This is a genomic window from Microbulbifer sp. SAOS-129_SWC (assembly GCF_039696035.1).
Classification (GTDB): domain Bacteria; phylum Pseudomonadota; class Gammaproteobacteria; order Pseudomonadales; family Cellvibrionaceae; genus Microbulbifer.
In genome coordinates, this window is record NZ_CP155567.1 from 334,526 (window position 1) to 358,021 (window position 23,496).

General features: G+C 59.6%; 18 protein-coding genes. 12 read left to right on the top strand and 6 right to left on the bottom strand.

What is annotated here, in order from left to right; all coding sequences use genetic code 11:
* Positions 1-216: 216 nt before the first annotated feature.
* From icmH to tssH, 12 genes are all read left to right on the top strand, one after another.
* On the top strand, positions 217-1,098 hold the full coding sequence (icmH, locus tag ABDK11_RS01435; protein WP_346838544.1) for a type IVB secretion system protein IcmH/DotU: 882 nt from the start codon (positions 217-219) through the stop codon (positions 1,096-1,098).
* Between the two features lie 38 nt (positions 1,099-1,136).
* A complete protein-coding gene (tssM, locus tag ABDK11_RS01440; protein ID WP_346838545.1) occupies positions 1,137-4,679 on the top strand; it encodes a type VI secretion system membrane subunit TssM in 3,543 nt (1,180 codons plus the stop codon).
* 162 nt (positions 4,680-4,841) lie between these two features.
* Complete coding sequence (tagF, locus tag ABDK11_RS01445; protein WP_346838546.1) at positions 4,842-5,510, top strand: type VI secretion system-associated protein TagF; 669 nt, start codon at positions 4,842-4,844, stop codon at positions 5,508-5,510.
* A 602-nt stretch (positions 5,511-6,112) separates the two neighbouring features.
* Positions 6,113-6,913 (top strand): hypothetical protein, encoded by an 801-nt coding sequence (locus ABDK11_RS01450; protein WP_346838547.1) that lies wholly within the window; start codon positions 6,113-6,115, stop codon positions 6,911-6,913.
* A 66-nt stretch (positions 6,914-6,979) separates the two neighbouring features.
* Positions 6,980-8,251 carry a type VI secretion system protein TssA gene (tssA, locus tag ABDK11_RS01455; protein ID WP_346838548.1) on the top strand — a complete coding sequence of 424 codons (1,272 nt, stop codon included), beginning with the start codon at positions 6,980-6,982 and terminating at the stop codon, positions 8,249-8,251.
* A gap of 46 nt (positions 8,252-8,297) precedes the next feature.
* Positions 8,298-8,819 (top strand): type VI secretion system contractile sheath small subunit, encoded by a 522-nt coding sequence (gene tssB / locus ABDK11_RS01460; protein ID WP_346838549.1) that lies wholly within the window; start codon positions 8,298-8,300, stop codon positions 8,817-8,819.
* A complete protein-coding gene (tssC, locus tag ABDK11_RS01465; RefSeq protein ID WP_346838550.1) occupies positions 8,816-10,303 on the top strand; it encodes a type VI secretion system contractile sheath large subunit in 1,488 nt (495 codons plus the stop codon). Before tssB ends, tssC (ABDK11_RS01465) begins: the two co-directional genes overlap by 4 nt.
* Before the next feature lie 105 nt (positions 10,304-10,408).
* Entirely contained in the window at positions 10,409-11,926 is a 1,518-nt protein-coding gene (tssC, locus tag ABDK11_RS01470; protein WP_346838551.1) for a type VI secretion system contractile sheath large subunit, read from the top strand.
* A gap of 5 nt (positions 11,927-11,931) precedes the next feature.
* Positions 11,932-12,402 carry a type VI secretion system baseplate subunit TssE gene (gene tssE, locus ABDK11_RS01475; protein ID WP_346838552.1) on the top strand — a complete coding sequence of 157 codons (471 nt, stop codon included), beginning with the start codon at positions 11,932-11,934 and terminating at the stop codon, positions 12,400-12,402.
* Positions 12,402-14,231 carry a type VI secretion system baseplate subunit TssF gene (tssF, locus tag ABDK11_RS01480; protein WP_346838553.1) on the top strand — a complete coding sequence of 610 codons (1,830 nt, stop codon included), beginning with the start codon at positions 12,402-12,404 and terminating at the stop codon, positions 14,229-14,231. The genes tssE and tssF overlap by 1 nt, the downstream gene beginning before the upstream one ends.
* Entirely contained in the window at positions 14,195-15,325 is a 1,131-nt protein-coding gene (gene tssG / locus ABDK11_RS01485) for a type VI secretion system baseplate subunit TssG (protein ID WP_346838554.1), read from the top strand. Before tssF ends, tssG begins: the two co-directional genes overlap by 37 nt.
* A 33-nt stretch (positions 15,326-15,358) precedes the next feature.
* On the top strand, positions 15,359-18,022 hold the full coding sequence (gene tssH, locus ABDK11_RS01490) for a type VI secretion system ATPase TssH (protein WP_346838555.1): 2,664 nt from the start codon (positions 15,359-15,361) through the stop codon (positions 18,020-18,022).
* A 76-nt stretch (positions 18,023-18,098) separates the two neighbouring features.
* Here the strand turns inward: tssH and ABDK11_RS01495 are convergent, their stop codons facing one another.
* The 6 genes from ABDK11_RS01495 to tssI all read right to left on the bottom strand — a co-directional run bounded on the left by ABDK11_RS01495 (position 18,099) and on the right by tssI (position 23,380).
* Complete coding sequence (locus tag ABDK11_RS01495; protein ID WP_346838556.1) at positions 18,099-18,806, bottom strand: hypothetical protein; 708 nt, start codon at positions 18,804-18,806, stop codon at positions 18,099-18,101.
* A gap of 33 nt (positions 18,807-18,839) precedes the next feature.
* Positions 18,840-19,997, bottom strand: coding sequence for a lipase family protein (locus tag ABDK11_RS01500; RefSeq protein WP_346838557.1), 1,158 nt, complete (start codon positions 19,995-19,997; stop codon positions 18,840-18,842).
* Positions 19,998-20,028: 31 nt separating this feature from the next.
* A complete protein-coding gene (locus tag ABDK11_RS01505; protein WP_346840224.1) occupies positions 20,029-20,505 on the bottom strand; it encodes a DUF6795 domain-containing protein in 477 nt (158 codons plus the stop codon).
* Positions 20,506-20,585: 80 nt separating this feature from the next.
* Positions 20,586-20,879 carry a PAAR domain-containing protein gene (locus tag ABDK11_RS01510; protein ID WP_346838558.1) on the bottom strand — a complete coding sequence of 98 codons (294 nt, stop codon included), beginning with the start codon at positions 20,877-20,879 and terminating at the stop codon, positions 20,586-20,588.
* A 3-nt stretch (positions 20,880-20,882) separates the two neighbouring features.
* Entirely contained in the window at positions 20,883-21,461 is a 579-nt protein-coding gene (locus ABDK11_RS01515; RefSeq protein WP_346838559.1) for a hypothetical protein, read from the bottom strand.
* An 11-nt stretch (positions 21,462-21,472) separates the two neighbouring features.
* Positions 21,473-23,380 (bottom strand): type VI secretion system tip protein TssI/VgrG, encoded by a 1,908-nt coding sequence (gene tssI, locus ABDK11_RS01520; protein ID WP_346838560.1) that lies wholly within the window; start codon positions 23,378-23,380, stop codon positions 21,473-21,475.
* Positions 23,381-23,496: the final 116 nt, after the last annotated feature.

Genomic DNA, 23,496 nt, shown 5'->3' on the forward strand with positions numbered 1-23,496 from the left:
CAAGGCGCGAGGAGAGTGATTTAGCATGCTAAATGAACGACGAGTAACGCCGCGTGGCCCGCTTGGGGGCGCAACCCGGAGGGACGGGGCCGTTTTCCCGCAATCCTGCGTTGCAGTTCGCTTATGTGGTGAACCACACGGCGCTCACTGCGCCTTGTCTTACGGAAAAACGGCCGCCGTCGCGGCCATCAAATTTAGTATTGGCAGGCCCTGACTATGAGCGGCAACGACGGTTTTACTCCTCCGCGCGCGCCGAGTGCCGGCGACCGCACCGTGCTGGTGCCCACCCCCGGTGCCGCGGCTTCCGCACGCCCGGCGGCGCCGACCCCCGGCGCTTTTGCCGGCGCCGATGCGGTGCAGCAGGACATCCGCGTGCGCAACAGTCTCAACCCGCTGGTGGCAGCGGCGTCGAAACTGCTCGGCGCCATCATCAAACTGCGCACGACCATGAACCACGCCAATGTGCCGGATCTGCACAAGCGCCTGACGCGGGAAATACAGCATTTCGAGCGCGAGGCCAAGCAGCTGTCACTGGCTCCGGAAACGGTGCTCACCGCGCGCTACCTGCTGTGCACCGTCGTGGACGAGGCGGTGCTGTCCACCCCCTGGGGCACCGCCAGCGGCTGGAGCCAGCACTCGCTGTTGAGCCTGTTCCACAAGGAGACCTTCGGCGGTGAGAAGTGTTTCGCCATCCTGCAGCGGATGCTGGAAACACCGGGGGCGCAGCTGGAGCTGCTGGAGCTGTTCTACCTGTGCCTGAGTCTCGGCTTCCAGGGCAAATACCGGCTGGTGCCGCGCGGGCACGAACAGCTGGAACAGATCCGCGACAACCTGTACCAGACCATCGAGCGCCACCGGCCACAGATGGAACGCGACCTGGCCCCGCACTGGGCCGGCTGCGTGGAGCGCAAGAGCCGCCTGATCCAGTACATCCCGCTGTGGGTGATCGCCAGTGTCGCGCTCGGGGTACTGGTACTGACTTACAGCGGGTTTCGCTGGTGGTTGTACGACAGCGCCACCCCGGTGGCGGAACGGGTCGCAGCTCTGGTGGCTGACCAGCCGCAAGAACAGCAACAAGAACAGCAACAGGGACAGTGACAGCCCGGCGCCACCGGCGCCCGGCCACGGAGTAATGCATGAAACGGCTGCGGGATTTCTTTACCAATAAATGGGTGGTGGGTTTTATCGGCCTGCTGGCCCTGTCGCTGCTGATCTGGTTCGGAGCGGACTACATCAAGTTCGGTAGCGATAACGCCACGCTGTCGCGCGGCGTGCGCCTCACCATCATCGCCTTCCTGTTCGCGCTCTGGCTGGTATGGAATCTCAGCCAGTGGCTGATGGAGCGGCGCCAGAACCGCGCAATGATCAGCGAGATCGAGGAATCCCAGGAGCAGGTGGACCCGGATGAGGAGCGCAGTCGCGAGGAGCTGGATACCCTGTCGTCGCGTTTTCGCGAGGCGATGGAAGTCCTGCGCAAAGCGCGCTTCAAGTCGGCGCGCGGCAGTGTGTCGATGTACCAGTTGCCCTGGTACATCATTATCGGTCCGCCCGGTTCCGGCAAGACCACGGCGCTGGTCAACTCCGGGCTCGAATTTCCGCTGGCGCAGAGCCACGGCAAGGAGGCCCTCGGCGGTGTCGGCGGCACGCGTAACTGCGACTGGTGGTTTACCAACGAGGCGGTGCTGATCGATACCGCCGGCCGCTACACCACCCAGGACAGCCACCGGGTGCACGATAACAGCGCCTGGCGCGCCTTCCTGAACCTGCTCAAGCGCTACCGGCGCCGCCGCCCGATCAACGGCGCGCTGGTGGCCATCAGCCTGCAGGACCTGATGGTGCAGACCACAGAGCAGCGCCTGCACCAGGCCAAGACCATTCGCCAGCGCATCAACGAACTGCAGCAGGAGCTGGGGGTGCGCTTCCCGATCTACCTGACGTTCACCAAGTGCGACCTGGTCGCCGGTTTCAGCGAATTTTTCGACAACCTGTCCCAGGCGGAACGGGAACAGGTCTGGGGTATCAGTTTCCCCGCCGAGACCAGCCCCGCTGCGGGTGCGCCGCTGGACAGCTTCAGTGGCGAGTTCGCGCAGCTGGTCGAACGTCTCAACGAGCGGGTTCTGTGGCGAGTGCACCAGGAGCGCAATATCGAGAAGCGCGCGCTGCTGCAGGGGTTCCCCGCGCGCATGGAGAGCCTGCAGACAGTGCTGGACGACTTTATCAAGCAGACCTTCGGCGCCAACCGCTATGACACGGTGCCGATGGTGCGCGGTATCTACTTCACCAGTGGTACGCAGGAAGGCAGCCCGATCGACCGCATGATGGCGACGGTCAGTGCCGATTTTGGTCTCGAGCGCGAAATGGGGCAGCAATTCCAGGGCGCCGGCAAGAGTTTCTTCCTGCACCGGTTGTTGAAGGATGTCATCTTCCCGGAAGCCGAGCTGGTGGGGGTCAACCGTCGCATCGAGTCGGCTACGCGCTGGCTGCGCCGCGGCGTCTATGTCGGCCTGGCGGCGCTGTTCGTCGGCGCCCTGTCACTGTGGGTCGGCAGCCTGGCACAGAACAAGATTTACATGAATGATGTCAGCGCCCAGATCGCCGCATACCGCGAAGCCAGGCAGGCCGCGCAGGGTCGCGAGCTGACGCCGGTGCAGACACTGCAACTGCTGGAACCGCTGCAGCGCGCCGCAACTGTGTACCAGCGCGAAGACCACCCGTGGCTCAACAACCTGGGCCTTTACGACGACCGCATCGACCGCGCCGCCGATCGCCTGTATCGCCAGCAGTTGCTGCAGGCCTACCTGCCATCGCTGGTGCGGTCGGTAGAGCGCGACCTGAACCGCCTCGGCAGTGACGATCCGGCCCTGACCGAAACGCTGAAGACCTACCTCATGTTCTTCGACGCCGATCACCGCGAACTGGCGTCGCTGGAGAAATACTTCACCGCGCAGTGGCAACAGCAGTTGAAGGGCGAGGCTGCACAGCAGCAACAGCTGGCCGCGCATCTCGAGCGCCTGTTCGCGACGCCACTGCCCGCCACCCTGCAGCCGAATGAGCGTGTCGTGGCCCGCGCCCGCCAGCAGCTGCGGCGTATTCCGGTGCCGCAGCGTCTCTACGCGCAGATGCAGCGCAGCGACCTGGGTGCCACACCGGTGGACCTGTATCGCGAAATCGGCGGCGACACCGAGCAATTGTTTGGTGTGGCGGCCACCGACGCGCGTTTCTCGATTCCCTACCTGTACACCAAGGCGGGTTACAAGGAGCTTGATTTCGGCGCTGATTCACCGTTGCTGAACCAACTGGCGGATGAGCGCTGGATCTACGGCGGCGAGCTCAGTGGCGAGGATTTCAGCGAGACTGACCGCGAGCAGCTCGGTGAGGAACTCAAGCGAATCTATCTGGGCGAATATCAGCAGCGCTGGGAACAGTTCCTGCGCGGCTTCAAGGTGCGCAGTTTCCATTCCACCGGCCAGGCGCTGGACAGCCTGGCGAAACTTGCCGATCCGGTGTATTCGCCGCTGCTCGCAGTGACCGAGATCACTGCCGACAATACGCGCCTGACGCCGCGACCGAAGATCCCCGCGGTAAACACCTCCGGCGTGTCCATGCCGGTGTCGAGCACCACGCGCAAGCTGGGTGCTGCCGCGGCCAGCGGTGCTGCGAGCGCACTGACCGACAGCTTCAAGCCCAACAGTGTCGATCTGCGCTTCGAGGAATTGCAGCGACTTACCCAGAGCGAGAAAGGGCGTCCGGCACGGGTACAGGAATACCTGGCGGCGATCACCAAGGTGCAGGAGTACCTGACCGAGATCGACAGTGCGCCGGACGCCGGCGAAGCGGCGTTCAACAGCGCCAAGGCGCGATTTGCCGGCGGTGGCGGTGATGCCATCAAGCAACTGCGCATCAAGGCCGCCAATGCGCCGGCCCCTTTCAATCGCTGGCTCAACAACATTGCCGATAGCACCTGGGCACTGGTGATGGGCAGCGCCAAACAGTATGCCGATCGCATCTGGCGCGAGCAGGTCTACAGCAGCTACAACCGCAGTCTGGCCAACCGTTATCCGCTGCGCGACGACCGCGATCAGGAAGTTCCGATCATGGAGTTCAACAAATTCTTCAAACCCGGCGGCACCGAGCAGAAGTTTGTCAGTGAATACCTGCAGCCATTCGTGGATACGCGCAACTGGCGCGTTAAATCGCTCGAGGGGCAGAGTCTCGGCCTGTCGAGCAGTACGCTGGCGCAGCTGCGCCGCGCCGAGCGAATTCGCAACACCTTCTTCGGCGCTGGCGAACAGGCCGGCTATTCTTTCCGCATCGAGCCTACCAAGCTGGATTCTGGCGTGCGCCTGTTTGAGCTGGAAGTGGGCGATCAGCGGGTACCCTATTCGCACGGTCCGCGCACACCCAAGAAACTGACCTGGCGCGGCGGCGAGAGCAATCGGGTGCGGATCATTTTCGAGGATCTGAATGAGACGGTACACCGGCGCCACTTCGAAGGTGACTGGGCCTGGTACCGGCTGCTGGAAAATTCCGAACTGCAGCGCGGCCGCAGCAGTACCGAATATCTGGTGGCGTTCAAGGAGGAGGGGCGCCGCGCCGAATTCCGCCTGTCCGCCGCCGGCGCCAACAATCCGTTCGATCAAGAATTGCTGGCTCGCTATCGCTGCCCGCAGACGCTCTAGTGGACTGCTGCAAAATGCCTTCCATGACATTTTCCAAGCCGGGTGTGCGGCATATGGCCGCAAACCCGCCACGACAAATCAGGCATACGCGTGTTCGATTTGCGGCCCGGCCCTGTCTGAACGGCTCAGCAGGCCGCCAGGGCTTGGCGGGAGGAATTGGCGATGACAAATAACGGCGGCGTCTTCGGCAAACTGCCCGGTCACGGTGACTTCGTCCAGCGCGAGCTGCCGGGCAGTTTTGTCACCCCCTGGGATGAATGGCTGCAGCGTGCGGTGTTTGGCTCCCGCGAGCTGGTGGGGGAGGCCTGGCTTGACTACTACCTGACGAGTCCGATCTGGCGCTTTGCGCTGTCGCCGGGCGTCGTCGATCAGCAGGGCTGGGCTGGCGTGCTGGTACCCAGCGTGGACAGCGTGGGGCGTTATTTCCCGCTCACTTTGGCCGCACCGGTAGCGCCACAGAGTAATCCGTTTGCCTTGCAGCGCAATGCCACAAACTGGTTCCAATCGCTGTCTGACCTGGCGATCGAAGCCCTGCAGGAAGCCCTTCAGGCTGACCATCTACAGCAGCGCTTCCCTGCGCTGGTGGAGAGCGGCGTGTGCAATGAAGTGATGATGGTCTCCGGTGCCCACATCGCTACCGGCGATAGCGGTGGTATCGACACCAGTTATCCGAGCCTGCTGCACAGTCTCTACCAGCGGCAGTGTGCGAGTTTCAGCCTCTGGTGGTGTGCCGGTTCCCAGCACCTGCCGCCGAGTACGCTGCTGAGCCCGGCGCTGCCGGAACCGACGCTCTACTGCTCCATGTTGGGGGCGCCCAGCAATCAATGGTGAATCGGATGCGGCGCAGAGCCGAGGCTGGCGTTTTCGCACTTTAGCCCACTGCGAGCACATTATGTTCTGCTTGCTGATCCCTGCAGGTGTTGAGCAAGAAACTTTTGCCGACTGGTGTGGAGGGCAATGCGCTGTAATCCGCTGTCATTGAACTGTATTGCGATTTTCGGATAGGTTTCGTCACCGACGCGTCAATTGGTACAGATATATGAGGTGCACTCGTGCATCGGCTGCGAATACGATGATGCAGGAATGAGAAGTAAATTTGGTACGCTGGAAAATTCATAGCATTAAATTGGTACTCGGGTGCGTTTTAAAAATGGTTAGTGTTCAGCGCTAAATAACAGCGGTAGAATCGGGCAGAGCTGAAATGCATTGTGGAGTTAATTGAAAAATTTTGAATATACTGGGGAGGCTGCGGTTTTCTGTCTTGGGTTCATGGGGGTGTTGTTAGCGCCTTGTGGAAAAGTCCATGGATTTATTTACAGACAGTGATCAGTGACTCCTCGGAAGTAATAAAGAGAGACTAAAGCCGCTATAGGGAAGTGATCTGGCCGTGCGTCCGGATCGTTGGCGGAGCATGCAACTTGCGGATCAAGGGAATGAATTTTCTGGTTGTCTTTACCGGCGAGCTGCGCGATGGCTTTGATAGACGTCAGAGCATCGCGTTGTTGGCGCAGCAATTTTCACTCGATTTTGAACAGGTCAAGCGACTGCTGTCTGGCCGGCGACCGGTGGTTAAATCTGCCCCAAAGCGCAATCAGGCCGAGCGTGTCATCCGCGCATTGTGGCGCAGTGGCTGGCATGCTGAAGTGCGTCACGGGGAACGCACCATTTATCGTACGACTGAAAAAGCACCGATAACCGAAGCGGTTACCGCCCGCGCTGACACGGGTACCAGGCGGCTGGCTGATGGTGGTGTTGCTGTCGAGGCCCCCAAATCCTGGCAGCTGTGCGAGGGCCTGAACGTCCACGCCGTATTGCAGGCGGGCTGTCCGCAAAAAGATCACTACCTGGTGGTTTTGCGACAGTCGCGCCAGGAGCTTCCCCAGACGCTCAGTCTGCAGGATTACTGCAGGGCGCAGCTGCAGCAATGTGTGGATACGGTGGCAGTGGGTGAGCTGCTGCGTCAGCCGGTAGAAATCGCACATACTCTGGAACGCGCATTTTGCGGTGAGATGACCGCGCAACTCGATGGCGTAGATGTGCGCTATCTGATTGCCGGGATCGAGTGTGACAACTGGTTTTACAGCCTGTTTCTCTGGTGTGGCGCGCAGGAGTTTGCACACTTGCGCCCGCAGATGATGCAGCTGATCGCCAGCTTCCGGGCCGAAAATGCCCAGCCCGAATGGAACATGGAAGAATCCGAGCGTGCAACCAGTCTCCTGGAAGCGCCGTTCTGATTCACTACGGCCGGCGCCCGGGATAGGGGCGCGGCACAAGGATAAACCCAATAAAAAGGAATCTGCATGGCTTTCCCCTCAGCGATCAGTATCGACGAGCTTGCGGCCGCGATAGCTGCGGACCAGCCCACCGGCAGCGACATCCGCGAAGACCGCTCGCCAACTTCCGATTACTACACGATCAAGGATGCGCGTAACAGTGCGCGCGCCGCCGAGCGCTCGGCGATGTTCGACGACAGCGACGCGGATCTGCTGGCGCCGTGGCGCGACGTGGCAAAAACGGCAGAAAAAGTGCTGACCCAGCAGAGCAAAGACCTGGAAGTGGCAGCCTGGTATACCGAGGCGCTGATTCGCCTGCACGGCTTCACCGGGTTGCGCGACGGTTTTGCATTGATCGACCGCCTGGTGGAGGAACACTGGGAAGGTTTGTTCCCGGAGCCGGACGAAGATGGCCTCGAGACCAAGGTGGCGCCGCTGTCCGGCCTCAATGGCGACGGCGGCGACGGCACCCTGATGTTGCCGATCCGGAGTGCGGACATCACGCCGGAAGGTGACTACGGCGCTTTTTCTTTTTTCCAGCACCAGCAGGCGCGCGATGCCGACCGCATTGCCGACGACGACGCCAAGGCAGCGCGAGTCGAGACCCTCGGCTACAGCCTTGCGGATATCGAGCAGTGTGTAAACGCCGCCAGCGGTGAGTGGGTGAATAACCTGGTAGAAACACTGGAAGAGGCGATTGCGCACTACAAGAGTATCAACGAAGCGCTGCGCAGCAGCTGTGGCCACGATGCGCCACCGTTTACCAACATCAGCGCGTTGCTGGACGAAGTTCTGCGCACCGTGCGCTTTATTTACAAGGCACAACTGGATGCCCTCGCCGCGGCCGAGAACGCGGCAGCGCCGGCTGCAGCGGAGGCGGCATCGGATTCCGCGTCGCCATCCACTGCTGCCGTGGCCGCTGCACCGGGACTGACGGTGCCGGCCGGTGCCGTCGCCTCGCGCGAGGCGGCGCTGAAACTGCTCGAGGAGGCGGCCAAATACTTCCGCACCTACGAACCCCACACGCCACTTGCCCCCGGGCTGGAACGCCTGATTGCCTGGGGACGCATGACGGTTTCCGAGCTGATGACGGAGCTGCTGCCGGACGACCAGTCCCGCGCGATGTACTCCCAGCTCACCGGGGTCAAGCTGGATGGCTCGGATACCCAGCGCTATGTGGCCCCGCCGGCCGCTGCCAGCGCACCCGCGGCAGAGCCTGCCGCAGCTGCCTCCGCTCCGGCCGCAGCCGATAGCGGCTGGTCCGAAGCGCCGGCGGCCGAACCCGAACCCGCCTGGTAACAGATCTGTACAACGTAATTCCTAACTTGAGGAAAGGAGACCCGAGATGTCTGAAAGTATTCACAACAAGCTGAAGCGTGTGCGCAAGCCGCGCGTGCATATTACCTACGATGTTGAAACCAACGGTGCCGAAGTCAAGAAAGAACTGCCTTTTGTGGTCGGTGTTATGGGGGATTACTCCGGTGACAACGCGGAAAATCGCAAGGCGCTGAAAGAGCGCAAGTTCGTTCAGATCGATCGCGATAACTTCAACGATGTAATGGCCAAGGTGAATCCGAAGCTGAATATGCAGGTGGAAAATACCCTGAGCGATGATGGCAGCAAAATGGGTGTGGACCTGGACTTCAGGCACATGGACGATTTCTCACCGGAGAAAATTGTCGAGCAGGTGGAGCCTCTCAAGCAGTTGCTGGAAGCGCGCAGCAAACTGCGCGACCTGCTGAGCAAGGCCGACCGCTCCGAAGAGCTGGAAAAGGTCCTCGAAGATATTCTCAAGAGCACCGATAACGTCAGCGCGATATCCGAACAGCTGGGCCTCGGCGAAGAGAAAGGAGAGGACGCAGAATGAGCACCGAAGTTGAAAATGTAGCGGAAAGCGAAGAACAGGAACAATCGGTCAACCTGCTCGACCAGGCGATCTCTGCGACCAAACAGACCGAGCCGGACGAAGCCCAGGATCTGATTGCCAACCTCACCCAGCAGGTAATGCAGGGCACCGTGAGCTGGGACCGCAACCTGACCCAGACCATCAACAAGGCGGTGCAGGCGATCGACGCGGCCATGTCCAGGCAGCTGTCGGCAATTATGCACGATGAAAAACTGCAGAAGCTCGAGGGTTCGTGGCGTGGTCTGAATCACCTGGTCATGAACAGTGAGACCGGCGCGACGCTGAAAATCCGCATGCTCAACCTGAGCAAGCGCGAGCTGTTCCGCGACCTGGACAAGGCCGTGGAATTCGACCAGAGCCAGACTTTCAAGAAGATCTACGAAGAGGAGTTCGGCACCGCCGGTGGCGAGCCCTACGGCTGCATGATCGGCGATTTCGAGTTTACCAGCCATCCGGAGGATATCGAGCTGCTGAGCAAGATGTCCAATGTGTCCGCGGCCGGTTTCTGTCCGTTTGTTTCTGCTGCCGGTGCCGGTATGTTCGGTTTCAACGACTTTACCGAGCTGTCCAAACCGCGCGATCTGGGCGGCATTTTCGAATCCGGTGAGTACATCAAGTGGCGCAGCTTCCGCGATAGCGAAGACTCCCGCTTTGTGACCCTGGTAATGCCGCGCACGCTGGCGCGCTCTCCCTACGGCGCCAACACCAAACCGGTCGAATCCTTCAACTTCGAGGAATTCGAAGTGGATGAGTCCGGCGTTTCCCGCCCGGCGGAGCACGACCAGTACTGCTGGATGAACGCCGCTTACGTGATGGGCACGACCATGACCCGCGCCTTTGCGGAAAACTCCTGGTGTACTGCCATCCGTGGTGCCGAGGGCGGCGGCAAGGTAGAAGATCTGCCCACCCACCTGTTCAAGAGCGACGATGGCGACCTCGACCAGAAGTGCCCCACCGAGATCGGTATTACCGATCGCCGCGAGGCCGAGCTGAGCGGCCAGGGTTTCCTGCCGCTGTGTCACTACAAGAATACCGATTACTCGGTCTTCTTCGGTTCCCAGAGCGCGCAGAAACCGAAGGTCTTTGACAATCCGGATGCCACTTCCAATGCGGCAATTTCCGCGCGCCTGCCATACCTGATGGCGACCTCGCGCATCGCGCACTACCTCAAGGTCATGGCGCGGGATAAGGTGGGCTCGTTTATGGAAGCCAGTGACTGCGAACGCTGGCTGAACAAGTGGATCATCCAGTACACCAACTCCAACCCGGATGCCAGTGCGGAAATGAAAGCCAAGTACCCGCTCGCCGAAGCGCGGGTCGAGGTAAAGGAAATCCCCGGCCAGCCCGGTTGTTACAGTGCCGTGGCCTACCTGAAGCCGTGGTTGCAGATGGAGGAGCTGACGACCTCCATGCGCATGGTCGCCAATATCCCCACTGCGGGATAACGGCAGGTGGCCCGCCCGCTGGGTGGGCCGCCTCTCGTTCTCTACCCGTAAATCGCCGGCGGACATCTGTGTCCCGGTACACCTATTCCTGTGGGAGCGCTCGCAGTGCCCGTTGCATCTGCCGCATATGAATCGAGTGACAGTGGTTCCCTGCTGCCGCCGCAGTTGCTGACGGGGCAGGGCAGTCCACTGCAGAAATTCCTGCGCGAGCCGGATCCGCTGTTTGCCTTCGAATACTGGCTGACGGAACTGTGCCCCTGCCCGCAGCGGCAAGACTACTCGGTGCGCCAGTGGCTGAATCGGCTGGTGGCGGAACTGGATGAACTGATTTGCGATCAGGTCAACGCGATACTCCACCAGCGGGAATTCCAGCAGCTGGAAGCCAGCTGGCGCGGGCTGTCGCTGCTGGTAACCAACGCGCCGCACTCGGACAACGTCAAGATCAAACTGCTGGATGTGAACTGGCGGGATCTAAGCAAGGATATCGAGCGGGCCCCGGACTACGACCAGTCCGGCCTGTTCCACCTGATCTACAACGAGGAGTTTGGCACCCCCGGGGGCGAGCCGTTCGGCCTGCTGCTGGGGGACTACTATGTTTCCCACCGGCCGTTTTCCGGCCACCCGCACGACGATGTCTTTACGCTGCAGGGTATCGCCCACACCGCCGCGGCGGCCTTTGCCCCGTTTGTGTGCGCGGCGACCCCGCAATTGTTTGGCGTGGATGATTACGAGGACCTGGCCAAGCCGGTCAATTTCAGCGAGGTGTTCCGTCACAAGCAGTACATCCGCTGGAGTGGCCTGCGCGACCTGGAAGACAGCCGTTTCCTTGCGGTGACCTTGCCACAGGTATTGTTGCGCGAGCCCTACAACACCGAGTTCTCCTGTTACCGCGGGCTGCGTTTTGCCGAGGACGTGGCGGCCACCCACAGCCGCAAATACCTGTGGGGTAACGCCTGTTTTGCACTCGGCTGCGTCTTGATTCGGGAATTCTCCGAGGTGGGATGGTTCTCGCATATTCGCGGCGTGGCCCGCGACCACCTGGGCGGCGGGCTGGTGTCACAGCTGCCGGCACTGCCCTACCGGCCGGATTCCAGTGCGCAGCAGGTGCGCATGACTACGTCGATACTGGTCACCGATTTTGCCGAACGCGACCTGAGTGAACTGGGTTTTACCTGCCTCAGCCATTGCTACGACACACCCTATGCCGCCTTCAACAGCGTGCCCTCATTGCAGCGGCCGCGCCAGTACACCACCAAGGCCGCCAGCGCCAACGCGCGCATCAGCTCGATGCTGCAGCAGATTCTGTGTGCGTCGCGCTTCGCTCATTACATCAAGGTCATGATTCGTGACAAAGTCGGCGCCTACATGAATGCCAAGGACTGCGAGCGCCAGCTGCAGCAGTGGCTGGATCGCTATACCACCGGACGCGATGACCTGTCTTGGGAAATGTTGGCGCGCTACCCGTTGCGCGAGGCTCGGGTGCAGGTGGTGGACGAGCCGGGCAAGGTAGGCAGTTACCAGAGCATCATTCACCTGAAGAGCCACTACACCGTGGATCACCTGGTGTCCGAACTCAAGCTGACTACTGCGCTGGCGCAGATCGGCGTCGGCACGGTGGGTTGACGACGATGAAAGAAAAGCGCCTGCTCGCCCCGGTTCTTGACCGCCTGCTGGAATCGTCCCGCAATATGGACATGCACCAGCCGCACCAGGTCCTGAAACAGCTCCGCGAAGGTGTGCGCAGGGATCTCGAACATCTGTTCAACACCCGCTATCGCTGCCTCTCCGCACCCGAATCGCACCCGCATCTGGAGCAGTCGAATATCAATTTCGGTTTGCCGGATCTGTCTACGGTGAACCTTTCCTCGCTCGATAACCGCAAGCGTTTCTGCCGGGATATCGAGCGCACAATTCTGGAGTTTGAGCCGCGCATCCGCTCGGTCAAGGTGAGCACTCCGGACAAGGTCGATGCCGAGGATCCGAGTATCCGTTTTCGGGTGGAGGCGGTGCTGCATGTGAACCCCGCCTCCGAAGTGATCGTCTTTGACTCCGCGCTCAACCCGGTGACGCAGACAGTGGATGTGTCGGAGATAATGTAATGACCGAGAAGTTAATTGATCTGTACGAACGCGAAATGGCGTTCATCCAGCAGACCGCTGCTGAATTCGCACGCATGCATCCGGCCGCGGCCTCGCGGCTGCAACTGGACGCTGACACGGTAGACGACCCCCTGGTAGGCCGGCTGTTGTCCGGGTTTGCCTACATGAATGCGCGTGTGCAGCAGAAGCTCAGCGATGATTTTCCCGAGCTGACCGACGCGATGCTGGAAACCCTGTATCCGCATTACCTGCGCCCGATTCCATCCTGCGCCATTGTGCAGTTTGAGGCAGAGCCGGATCTTGATGCAATCACCCGCATCGACGCGGATACCCTGTTGGAGAGCGACAGTTTCCAGGGCCAGACGTGCCGTTTTACCACGCGCTATCCGGCGGATATCTGCCCCTTCCAGGTAGCCGGCGCCAGCCTGATGCCGCGGCCGTTTATCGCACCCGGTTGCAACGACGTCCAGGGGGCCAACGCGGTACTGAAGCTGTCGCTGAAGACCCTGAGCGCGGACCTCAACTTTGCCGAGCTGGCACCGGAACAGCTGCGGTTTTTCCTGCGCGGCCAACCGAGCCATATCTACGTCCTGTATGACCTGCTGCTCAGCAAGTGCGTAAAACTGGTGGTAGCAAACGGAGAGGCCGACCCGAAGCCCACCTTCCTCGAGCCGGATGCGATCCGCCAGGTGGGCCTGGAGCCGGAGCAGGGGCTGCTGCCCTATCCCGACAGCGCCTTTGTCGGCTATCGCCTGCTGACCGAGTACTTCGCCTTTCCGGAGAAATTTCACTTTATCGATATAGCGCCACTCACGCAGGCGCTGAATGACAGCTATGGCGATACACTCAACCTGTATTTCTATTTGTCGGAATCCAATGACGAACTGGAAAAGCAACTGGCCGCAAGCATGTTTGCGCTCGGCTGCACCCCGGTGGTCAACCTGTTTTCCCAGGCAGCCGACCCGACACCATTGAGCCATACCCAGTACAGCTACCCGGTGGTTGCCGACGCACGTCGCAGTGACGGTCTCGAGGTTTACTCCATCGATGCGGTCGGTGCCACCGATGGCAGCGGACAGACCACTGACTATCTGCCGTTCTACGGTATCCGCCACGGCCGTGGCGGCGATGGTCAATCGGCTTTCTGGTACAGCCGCCGCCGTGATGTGGTCGAGGGGGAGCATCGCAATGAGCAGGCCTCGGAAGTGGATATCACGCTGGTGGATCTCGATTTCAACCCCCACCGTATCAGCGACCAGACCCTTAACCTGAAACTGACCTGCTGTAATCGCAACCTGCCGAAGAAGCTGCCCGGTGGCAGCGGCCAGCCCTACCTCGAAGTGGTCGACGGTGATGCCCCGGCGAGCCGCATCAGCTGCGTGGTCGCGCCGACGGCAACGCTGCGTCCACCGCGTCGCGAGCGCGGCTACTGGCGACTGATTTCGCACCTGAACCTGAACCATTTGTCACTATCGGGCGAAGGCGGTTGTGATGCGCTCAAGGAAATTCTGCGCCTGTACGATTTCCGCGATTCCGCCAGTACCCGCAACCTGATCGAGTCACTGCTCAAACTGAATACACGGCCGATTACCGCACCCATCCAGATCGACCACAGCGTGGTGCTGTGTCGCGGTACCGAAGTCAACATCGAACTGGATTCGATGATGTTGACCGGTACCAGTCCGTTACTGTTCGCCAGTGTACTCGAGCGCTTTCTGGGTCTTTACTGTTCCCTGAATTCCTTCACCCGCCTGATTGCCACCCTGAGTGGCAGAGATGGAGAGCTGAAACGATGGCCACCTCGCGCCGGCGACAAAGCATTACTGTAATCGAGCGTCTGCGCCGCGAGCCCTACCGCTTCGAGTTTTTCCAGGCGGTGCGGTTACTCGAACGCGCCGCGCTGCTCGCCGGTGATGACCAGGCACCGGAGCCGGTGGCCGGGTCGGCGCCGCCGTCGCGGGAGCTGGTGCGCTTCAGCGCACAGACCAGCCTCGCCTTTGTCGGCGCCGATGTCCTACATCTGCAGCAGCGCCAGCACAGCGATGCCGAAGACACCAACGGGCCACTGCGCCAGTGGCAGATGGAGGTCGGCTTTACCGGTCTTGCCGGCAGCCAGGGGGCGATGCCCTACTACTTGACGGAAGTGGTACTGCAGGAGTTGCGGGAAAAAAATGCCGCGCTGCGCGACTTCCTCGATATTTTCAATCACCGCCATATTTCGCTGTTCTATCAGGCGTGGCACAAATACCAGCTGCCGGTGAACTACGAGCGCCAGCATCTGCGCCGCGAGCGTGAACCGGACCTGTTCAGCCATGCACTGGGCGCCCTGGCCGGCATCGGCACCAGCGAACTGCGCTACCGCATGCCGGTACCGGATGAGGCTCTGCTGGGTATGGCCGGCCATCTCAGCCGCCAGCAGTGCTCCGCTGCCGCGCTGGCCAGTATGATCCGCCAGCACTTTGGCCTCAATGTGGCCATCGAACAGTTTCAGGGCCAGTGGGATCAGTTGCCGGACGACGTGCTGTGTCGTCTGCCCGGGCCGGGCTATCCGCAGGGCGTCAACAACTGCCTGGGGAGCAATACGGTGCTGGGCACGCAGTGTTTCCAGGCGCAAAACAAATTCCGGGTGGTCGTGGAGCCGATGGCCTACGAGCAGTTTATGACCATCGCCCCGGGTAGTCGCAAACTGGAAGCGCTCAAGTCGTTTATCCAGCTGAGTGCCGGTATCGAGATGGATTTTGAAATTTCCGTAACCCTGGATACCGGCCAGGTAATGCCCGCCCAGCTCAGCGAGAAGAGTGACAGCGCGCTGTTGCTGGGCTGGAATTCTCATATGGCCAGCGAGCCGCAGGAACAGCAGCGGGTGGAGATTACCCTGAGTGCCGATCAGGTCTCTCCCGACGAAGCATTGCCGGCGGCGTGATTGCCTTCATCTCTTAAAAAAGGAACTTTGACCGTGATCAATATCGACCTGAAGCGGCTCGTCGACACCATGACGCCGCATATGCGCGACTCGCTCGAGGGGGCTGCAGGGCTGTGCCTGTCCCAGAGCCAGTACAACGTGGAACTGGAACACTGGCTGCTGAAGCTGCTCGATCAGTCGGATACCGATTTCTATCACCTGCTGGAAAAGCACGACGTCAACCCGTCCAACCTGGCCAAGCAACTGGCCGCCACTATCGCCCGCTTCAAATCCGGTAGCAGCAGACCGGCGGCACTGTCGCCAACCATCGTCGAGGGGGCCAAGAATGCTTGGATGCTGGCCTCCATTGACTACGGTCACCGCGCGATCAGCTCCGGTCACTTGCTGGCGGCATTACTGCTAGAGGAAACTTCGCGCCGCCAGTTGCTGGAATCCTGCGCGGAGCTGAAAAATATCGCACCGGAATCCGTTCGCGAAACGGCCCGCGCCATGTACGGCCAGAGCGGCGAATCTGCGCAATTGCACGGAGTTGGTGCTGGCGATGAGGGAGCCGCTGCAGTCGCTGCCGCAGCGAGCAGGGCGCCTGCACTGGACAAATACACGATCAACCTGACCGAGCGCGCGAAGAGTGGCGAGATCGATCCGGTGCTGGGGCGCGACGAGGAGATTCGCCAGTGCATCGATATCCTCACCCGCCGCCGCCAGAACAACCCGATCCTGACCGGTGAGGCCGGCGTCGGCAAGACCGCAGTTGTCGAGGGCTTTGCCCTGCGTATCGCCAGTGGCGACGTGCCCGAGCCACTACAGGGTGTCGCCGTGCGTACGCTGGATCTCGGTCTCTTGCAGGCCGGCGCCAGCGTCAAGGGCGAGTTCGAAAACCGCCTGAAATCCGTCATCGAAGAAGTGCGCGCATCCGCCACGCCGATCATCCTGTTTATCGACGAGGCCCACACCATGATCGGCGCCGGCGGCAAGGAAGGGCAGGGCGACGCCGCCAACCTGCTCAAGCCGGCACTGGCGCGCGGCGAACTGCGTACCATCGCCGCGACCACCTGGGCCGAGTACAAAAAGTATTTCGAGCGCGATCCCGCGCTGACGCGCCGTTTCCAGGTGGTCAAAGTCGAGGAGCCGAGTGAGGACAAAGCCATCGACATGATGCGCGGTATCGCCGCAACGCTGGAGGAGCATCACCGCGTGCGCATTCTCGACGAAGCGGTAGTGGCCTCGGTCAAACTGTCCCACCGCTATATCCCGGGGCGCCAGCTGCCGGACAAATCCGTCAGTTTACTGGACACCGCCTGTGCCCGCGTGGCCCTGGCCCAGTCTGCCACCCCGGCAGCCATAGAGGAGGCCCAGCGCATCATATCCCGCTGCGAGACCACCAGTGCCAAATTACAGCGCGAGAATGCCGCTACCGGTGCCCACGAGGAGCAGCTGCAAGCGCTGGCCGAAATCAGCGCCGAGGCCCAATCGCGCCTCGACCGCCTGGAAGAGCAGCGCCGCCAGGAGACCGAATTGGTGGGGCAGATCCAGCAGCTGCGCGAGCAGATTGATCAGCAGTTCCAGAGCCGGCTGGCGGGCGACGCGAGCGCGGACGATTCCGCCATGGCAGATCTCAAACAGCAGCTGCAGTCACTGCATGAACAGCTGCGAGAAGTGCAGGGTGATACCCCGCTGATGCAGCCGGCCGTAGATGAGCAGGCCATCGCCGAAGTCATTGCCAACTGGACCGGCATCCCGGTCGGCAAGATGGTCAGCGATGAAATCATCTCGGTACAGAGTCTGGCCGAGCGCCTGAACCGTCGCGTTATCGGCCAGCCGCATGCGCTGGAGGCGGTGGCCCAGGCGATTCGTACTTCCCGGGCCGGGCTCACCGATCCGCGTAAACCGGTGGGTGTGTTCATGTTTTGTGGCACCAGCGGCGTGGGCAAGACTGAAACCGCATTGGCCCTGGCCGATGAGCTGTTTGGCGGCGAGCAGAATATCACCACAATCAACATGGCCGAGTTCAAAGAAGAGCACAAGGTCTCCATGTTGCTGGGCTCTCCCCCCGGCTATGTGGGTTACGGCGAGGGTGGCGTACTGACCGAAGCGGCGCGGCGCAAGCCATACTCGGTCATCCTGCTCGACGAAATGGAGAAAGCGCACCCGGGCGTGCAGGATATTTTCTACAACCTGTTTGATAAAGGCACGATCAAGGACGGTGAAGGACGGGATATCGACTTCAAAAACACTGTCATCATCATGACCTCGAACGCCGGTGAAGATGCCATTCGCGCGATCTTCGATCAGGTGGAGGAAAAACCGGAGCCGGACGTACTGCTGGAAAATATCCGTCCGTACCTGCTGCAGAAGTTCAAGCCCGCCTTCCTCGGGCGCGCCAATGTAGTTGCCTACTACCCGCTCGATGACGAGAACCTGGTGGAAATCTGCAAGATCAATATGCGTCGTATCGAAAAGCGTGTACAGGAACACTATGGCGCGGCCTTCAGCTATGACGAAGATGTTCTGATCAATATCGTTGCCCGCTGCCAGGAATCCGATACCGGTGCACGCAATATTGAAGTGATCCTGAACCGCACACTGTTACCGTCACTGGCCAGCGAGTGTCTGGACAAGATGGCAAAAGGCGAAGAAGTTGCGGCCATTCATATTGGCGCAACGGCAGAAGGTGATTTCAGTTACCAGGTAAGCTGACTGACACAGTTACCCCGCCATCCGGTGTGCCCGGATGGCGGGGCAGCAGTAGGCATGTCCAATTGGTCGGGTGCGTTCAGAAGAGTATCGCGTACATCAGCATGCTTGCGAATGCCGCCATTAAATATAAATAGCCACTCATAAAGGACAGCCCACCCGAGGATCCGGCTTCCATGACGCGAAATGCCCTTTGCAGGGCAATTAACAGCATGCCGAGCCCCGCCAACATTGCATACCAGTAGTGACCGGTGAAAAACGGGAGTATCGTCACTGCCAGAACCAGGGCAAGAGTCGAGAGTGAGATGCCGTCGTTGCTTTTTCGGGTCATCGTGACGCAGAAAACGCTAAAATAGGTCAAATAGGCCCAGAACCCCGTTCCCCGTTGGTGAGACGAAAAAGTCTCTGACGTGTCGGCACTGACAGTTACTTGTGACTCGGACAGTACTCCGTGGTGAAAGAGCAGAAAGTACACAAGAATACTAATCAGGTAGCTTCCAGGGGTAAGAGCCAACACCTCGGGTGAAGTATCAAGCCGGCCCATTTGGTAGCAGATACGCTGGGTAAGGTAGGAAACCAAAATAACCGGCAGAGTCAGAATCAGGCTGGTCCAGAAATGTTCTGTATAAAATAGAGACAGAAACGGTGCCAGTAAAACGAGATCACTGAGGTGGTCCGCCCTGTGGATTTTCTTTGTGCTCTGTGCCCGGCAATCGAGGCAGACTAGGGCTACAGAAGAAGCTGTTGCCGCGACAATTAACGGCGTTATTGCTGGCATGCCTTCCATAGCCCTCTCGCTGAACAGATGGCGGACAAAGGTTTAGTCCACCAGACGTCCCGCCCGCATCACCAGATCGGCCACAGCATGATGGACTCTGAGGAAAATCATCCTGATAAAGGCCACGGTGATATTGGCGCCATCGGTCACTTTCACACCAATCAGTTGTGCCAAACGCTTGATTAGCCGCAGCACCCAGAACGAAATATCCTTGCTGAACTGGTAAGCCTTGTGCATAAAGATAGCCAGCCTATCCAGCAGGGTGAAGGATGTCCCACCGGCTACCACCAGTGCGATACCGGCGAGCTGGGCGATTTTCTTCAGCACCCAGATCAATGCCTCACTCGCCATCCACGCCGTATTCAGCGAAAGCGAGACTAACGAATCAGATTTCAGCCAGGCCTCCACGCTTTGCTCGAGGTCTCCCTGTGGCCGCCGCTTCTTCATGGTCTCCCAGTCCAGGCTGGTGCCGTTGGGGGCAACGGAAGATACATAGTTCCCCATTTTGTGGTGCTGGATCGGGTTCAGGGAGTTCGGCGAGGGCATCTGAAAATCTCCAGTACCGCCATCGGGAACATGAATGAACGGCCATGTGGGTACCATAGGTACCGGGTCGTTACGATGGTAGACGCGGTAAATGTTGTCCTCTTTCAGTCGACGCTTACAGCCACTGGCAAAATGATCGAGACCGACCCGCGGGCTACCGAACGTATAGAGTTTCACGGTCTTTCCGGTTGATGCTACCAGCCAGTCTGCCGCTAGCGTCGCCAGTGCGCCACCTAGGCTGTGGCCGATGCAGTGGATGGTGTGAACTTCAGGAGGCAACTCCTGGGCAAAACTCTTGAGCTGTGGGAAAAAAGAAAGAAATGTGTAATAGAAGCCCTGATGCACAGCGCCGCCGGTGTGAAATCGGCGGACGCCGGCATTGAGGTCCGTCAATGCATCGTATCCACTGGCAGTGCCTTTCAGTGCAACCAGCGCATGGCCTTTATAGCGATTGATGCCGCAGGCAGCGACACCCATGGTGTGTTCACTTTTCAGGAAAACCAGTGCGCCGGTTTTTCCTTTCAGTTTTTCTGAAGTTTCCCCGTTTATCGAAAAGTCTTCGGAATAGGTTTCGATAAAGAGCTCTCGCGTGCCGGAATTTTTGATCAGGTAAATATCGTCGGCCACTCTGGCGCTGTACTCAGGTGTCATCATCTTTCGATCCGTCGAAAATGGCTGTTGCAGATTAATTGAAGGTACAGGATGTCTTCAGGATAGAATCGAAGACGCGTTGTATTTTGGGCTCGTCGGAAAGCTCACAGGCAAGCTCGAAAGGCTTGCCGTTCTGCTCGGAGTTTTCTCCGGGATCTCGCTTCGCGTAGACCCATATTTTGTAATTCTTTCCATCGTATTCAACGTTGATAACCTGGGACGATACAAATTCGACCGGCATCACCTGGGTGATCGAGCTTTCATGGGTTGCGGGAAGTTCTACCCGGCCGGAGTCATCGGCAGTGAAAGTATCGACGATTTCCTCCTTCCAATTGACCGAGCGTATCACCTTGGCGCCCGCTGCCGGCTCTCCGTTCGCGGTCAGTTTGAGTTGCATTTCGGAAAACGTGCATGCCTTGAACGGGTTGAGGAAAGCCATTGCGTTGCCTTGTACCGGGATATAAAAAAGAAGTAGGAGCAGCCAGGTCGTTCTGGCCGATAGTAATTTCATCACATCGTCTCTGTGGATTATGCGGGTTTTATCCGCAAAAAAGTGGCATCTCTTCAAGGGGTGACTGTGAACTTTTCGGCCTATCCGCCAATTAATACGGTTGGGCACCCGATTACTATCTTACCGCCATGGGCGGTAGTGTCGCCCATCCTCGCCGCCGGCTTTTTCTGAATCAATACCGTCGTGCTGCCCATTGCCACGGTGTCAGGCGGTCCCACACAGGTGCAGGTGCTGCCAACGGTCGCCGACGGCATACCGCCGATAATCACCGTCGGGCCGCCGGGGCTCAGGATGGGGCCTCCGACATGGGGTACGGTGCCGGTGACCATCGGGCAGACGTGCATGTCGGTGATTCGCGATGCCGGTTTTCCCATGTGTCAGGCCTCGATGCGTCCATTGCCACCGCGCGCCAGACTCAGGCCCTGTTGCAGGTAGCGAATAAACTGTTTATCCGGATTGACCGGGTCGGAGAATGCGGCGGCAAGGGTCACTGCGCCAGCCACGGCGTGGGCGTACAGGTGCTCAGGAGGCTCCACAACCGGCTCACCCTCTGCAGCCAGGCTGCCGTGACACCAGCTCGCGGCCGTAGCAGCCCAGCCTGCGGGGGTTTTATACTTGGTTTTTTCACCCAGCCGCTTGCAGCGCATGCGCGCCTCTTCCGAGGGCTTCTTTACCCAGCCCTCCGCCGCTGTCAATGCATTGAGGTTGTCCTCATCGGTCTGCGGGTTCTGGACATCCCGCGCCGCCAGACACGCCCACCAGACCGCCTCGCGCTTGGGCAGGCCGTGGGCGAGCAGTTTGATGGCATCGGGGTAGAGGCCCACTTCCATTAGCCGATCGATGCTGACTTCCGGGGCGGTGTCGGGCACCAGGTGTTCCTCAGCCTCTTCACTGACCTCGAAGTGCTGGAGCAATTCTTCTGCGGTCACTGCCTGGACTTTTATCAGATCCGTCATTGCTCACTCCATCAATTGATCATGGTGACGCCGCCTTTCAGCGTCAACATGCCGCCACCCTTGACCTCGGCCGTGCCGTCTCCCTTGCAGGACAGGGTGACCCCCTTGATGGTGACGCCGCTGGGGGACAGCTTGATACTGCTGCCTCCGACCTTAAGCTCGATAGAGGTTTTCGAGGTGATCTTGATGGCGCCCATGGCGTCGGTTGTCTGTGTGCCCTTGCTGATTTTCAGGGTGTGATTGCCGGCGCCAAGCGTCGTCTTCTGGTCACCTTTGTCGACCTTGATCAGCTGATCGCCTTTGGCAATGGTGACATTTTCATTGCCATCGGTAACAGTAATGCTGCGGTCCTGCTTGATTTCCAGCGTCTGCTCGTTTTTTATCTTGCCGGTCTGGTCGTGGTGAATCACAAAGTTGTGATCCTTGCCGGCCTCCATATAGATTTCTTCCTTACCGCCCTTGTCGTCAAAGCGCAGCTCATTGAACTTGCTGCCCTGGTACTCGGTTTTCCAGCCGCTCTGGGTGGCGGTGTAGTTGGGGCCGGGGTTATCGCCATTGTAAACGGCACCGGTAATCAACGGCCGATCGGGGTCGCCATTGATATAGGTGACGACGACCTCCTGCCCCACACGCGGAACAAAGTTTGCTCCCCAGTCCTTGCCGGCGAACGATTGCATGACCCGCACCCAGCAGCTGTTCTGGGAGGAATTCCACGGAAACTTAACCTTGATCTGGGTGTACGGATCTTTCGAGCTCTCCGAGGCTGTTGCCTTGACCTCCAGCACTTGTGCCACCTGCGGCGAGTGGATGCGGTTGCTGTTGGCGATCGGGTCCGGGCGCGGCATCACCTTGGCGGGGATGCAGCTGAAAGTGTTGTGAAAGCGCGTTTCCGCACTGTTGCCGTCAGACGCCTGCAGGTGCAGCGAGGTCACTAGGTACTTGCCTTTTTCCGAGGACAGCGGGTGATTGAAATTGAAGCGCCCACCGGCGCCAAAGGCCGGGCAGTCGCTGCGGCCCTGTGCAACGTCGAACAGGGCCTCCTGGGCTTCCATCGCCCGATCAGCCAGTGCCTTATGGTAGCTGTCCTTGAATTTGTGCTTATTCTCCCCGTCCGCCTCAAAATGATTCAGTCCGTACAGGCTGCGCATATAGCTGGAGACATCGTTGAGTTCACTGGTGGTTTTGACCTGTTGCTTGTTGTCCTTGGTCGCAGTGTATTCGCTGTAGTCTTTCAGCTCGAAGCCGCCGCCGTGATAGTTGTAGCTGCGGCGCCAGTTGCCCACGGAGTGCATGGCCGGCTGGCTGCCGCCGCCATCGTATTCGATCTTTTCGGAGGTGCAATCGAAGAAATCCTGTGGGTCGTCGCACAAGATCAGCTCGTGCTTGCCGTCGGCGTGTGTGAAATAGTAGGCGATCCCCTCTTCGGCCATCAGGCGGCTGACAAACTGGAAATCACTCTCGTCAAACTGGACGCAGTACTCCCGCGTAATGTACTCCGCATTCAATTTGACCGTGAGCTTGATGACCTTGCTGTACTCGCCGAGCACCTCTTCCAGAATCTGCTTCGCGGATTTCTTTTCGAAAACGCGATTCTTACCGCCAAGGCTGGTGAACCAGAGGCCGGGGCGTATGACCGCTGTATAACTGCGCATACCCTCCGCATTGACATCATGCATGGAAAAATGCGTGACATAGCCACTGATGTAACGGGGTGTCTCTGAGTGGTTGACGGTGGCAGTGACAACCTTGCCGACCAGCTTGTCCTGGCTGATGGCGTGATCATCTGAAAGCAATTCCAGCTGATAGCGAAACGGCTGGGAAATATGCTCCTCACCGTGAATAGAGGTCGCAATCATCGCGTCAGTGCCGACCGGGGTGTCGACCTGAATCATGCGGTTATTTTGACTGAGCGTAGACATAATCTGTCCCGTTTACCTGATAGGTGCTCGAAGCAGGTGCTTGCGGTTATTCGCGGGTTATTGCGATTGTTTGGCCAAAGACTCATACAAGCACTTGGCGAAACAAACGCGGGGCC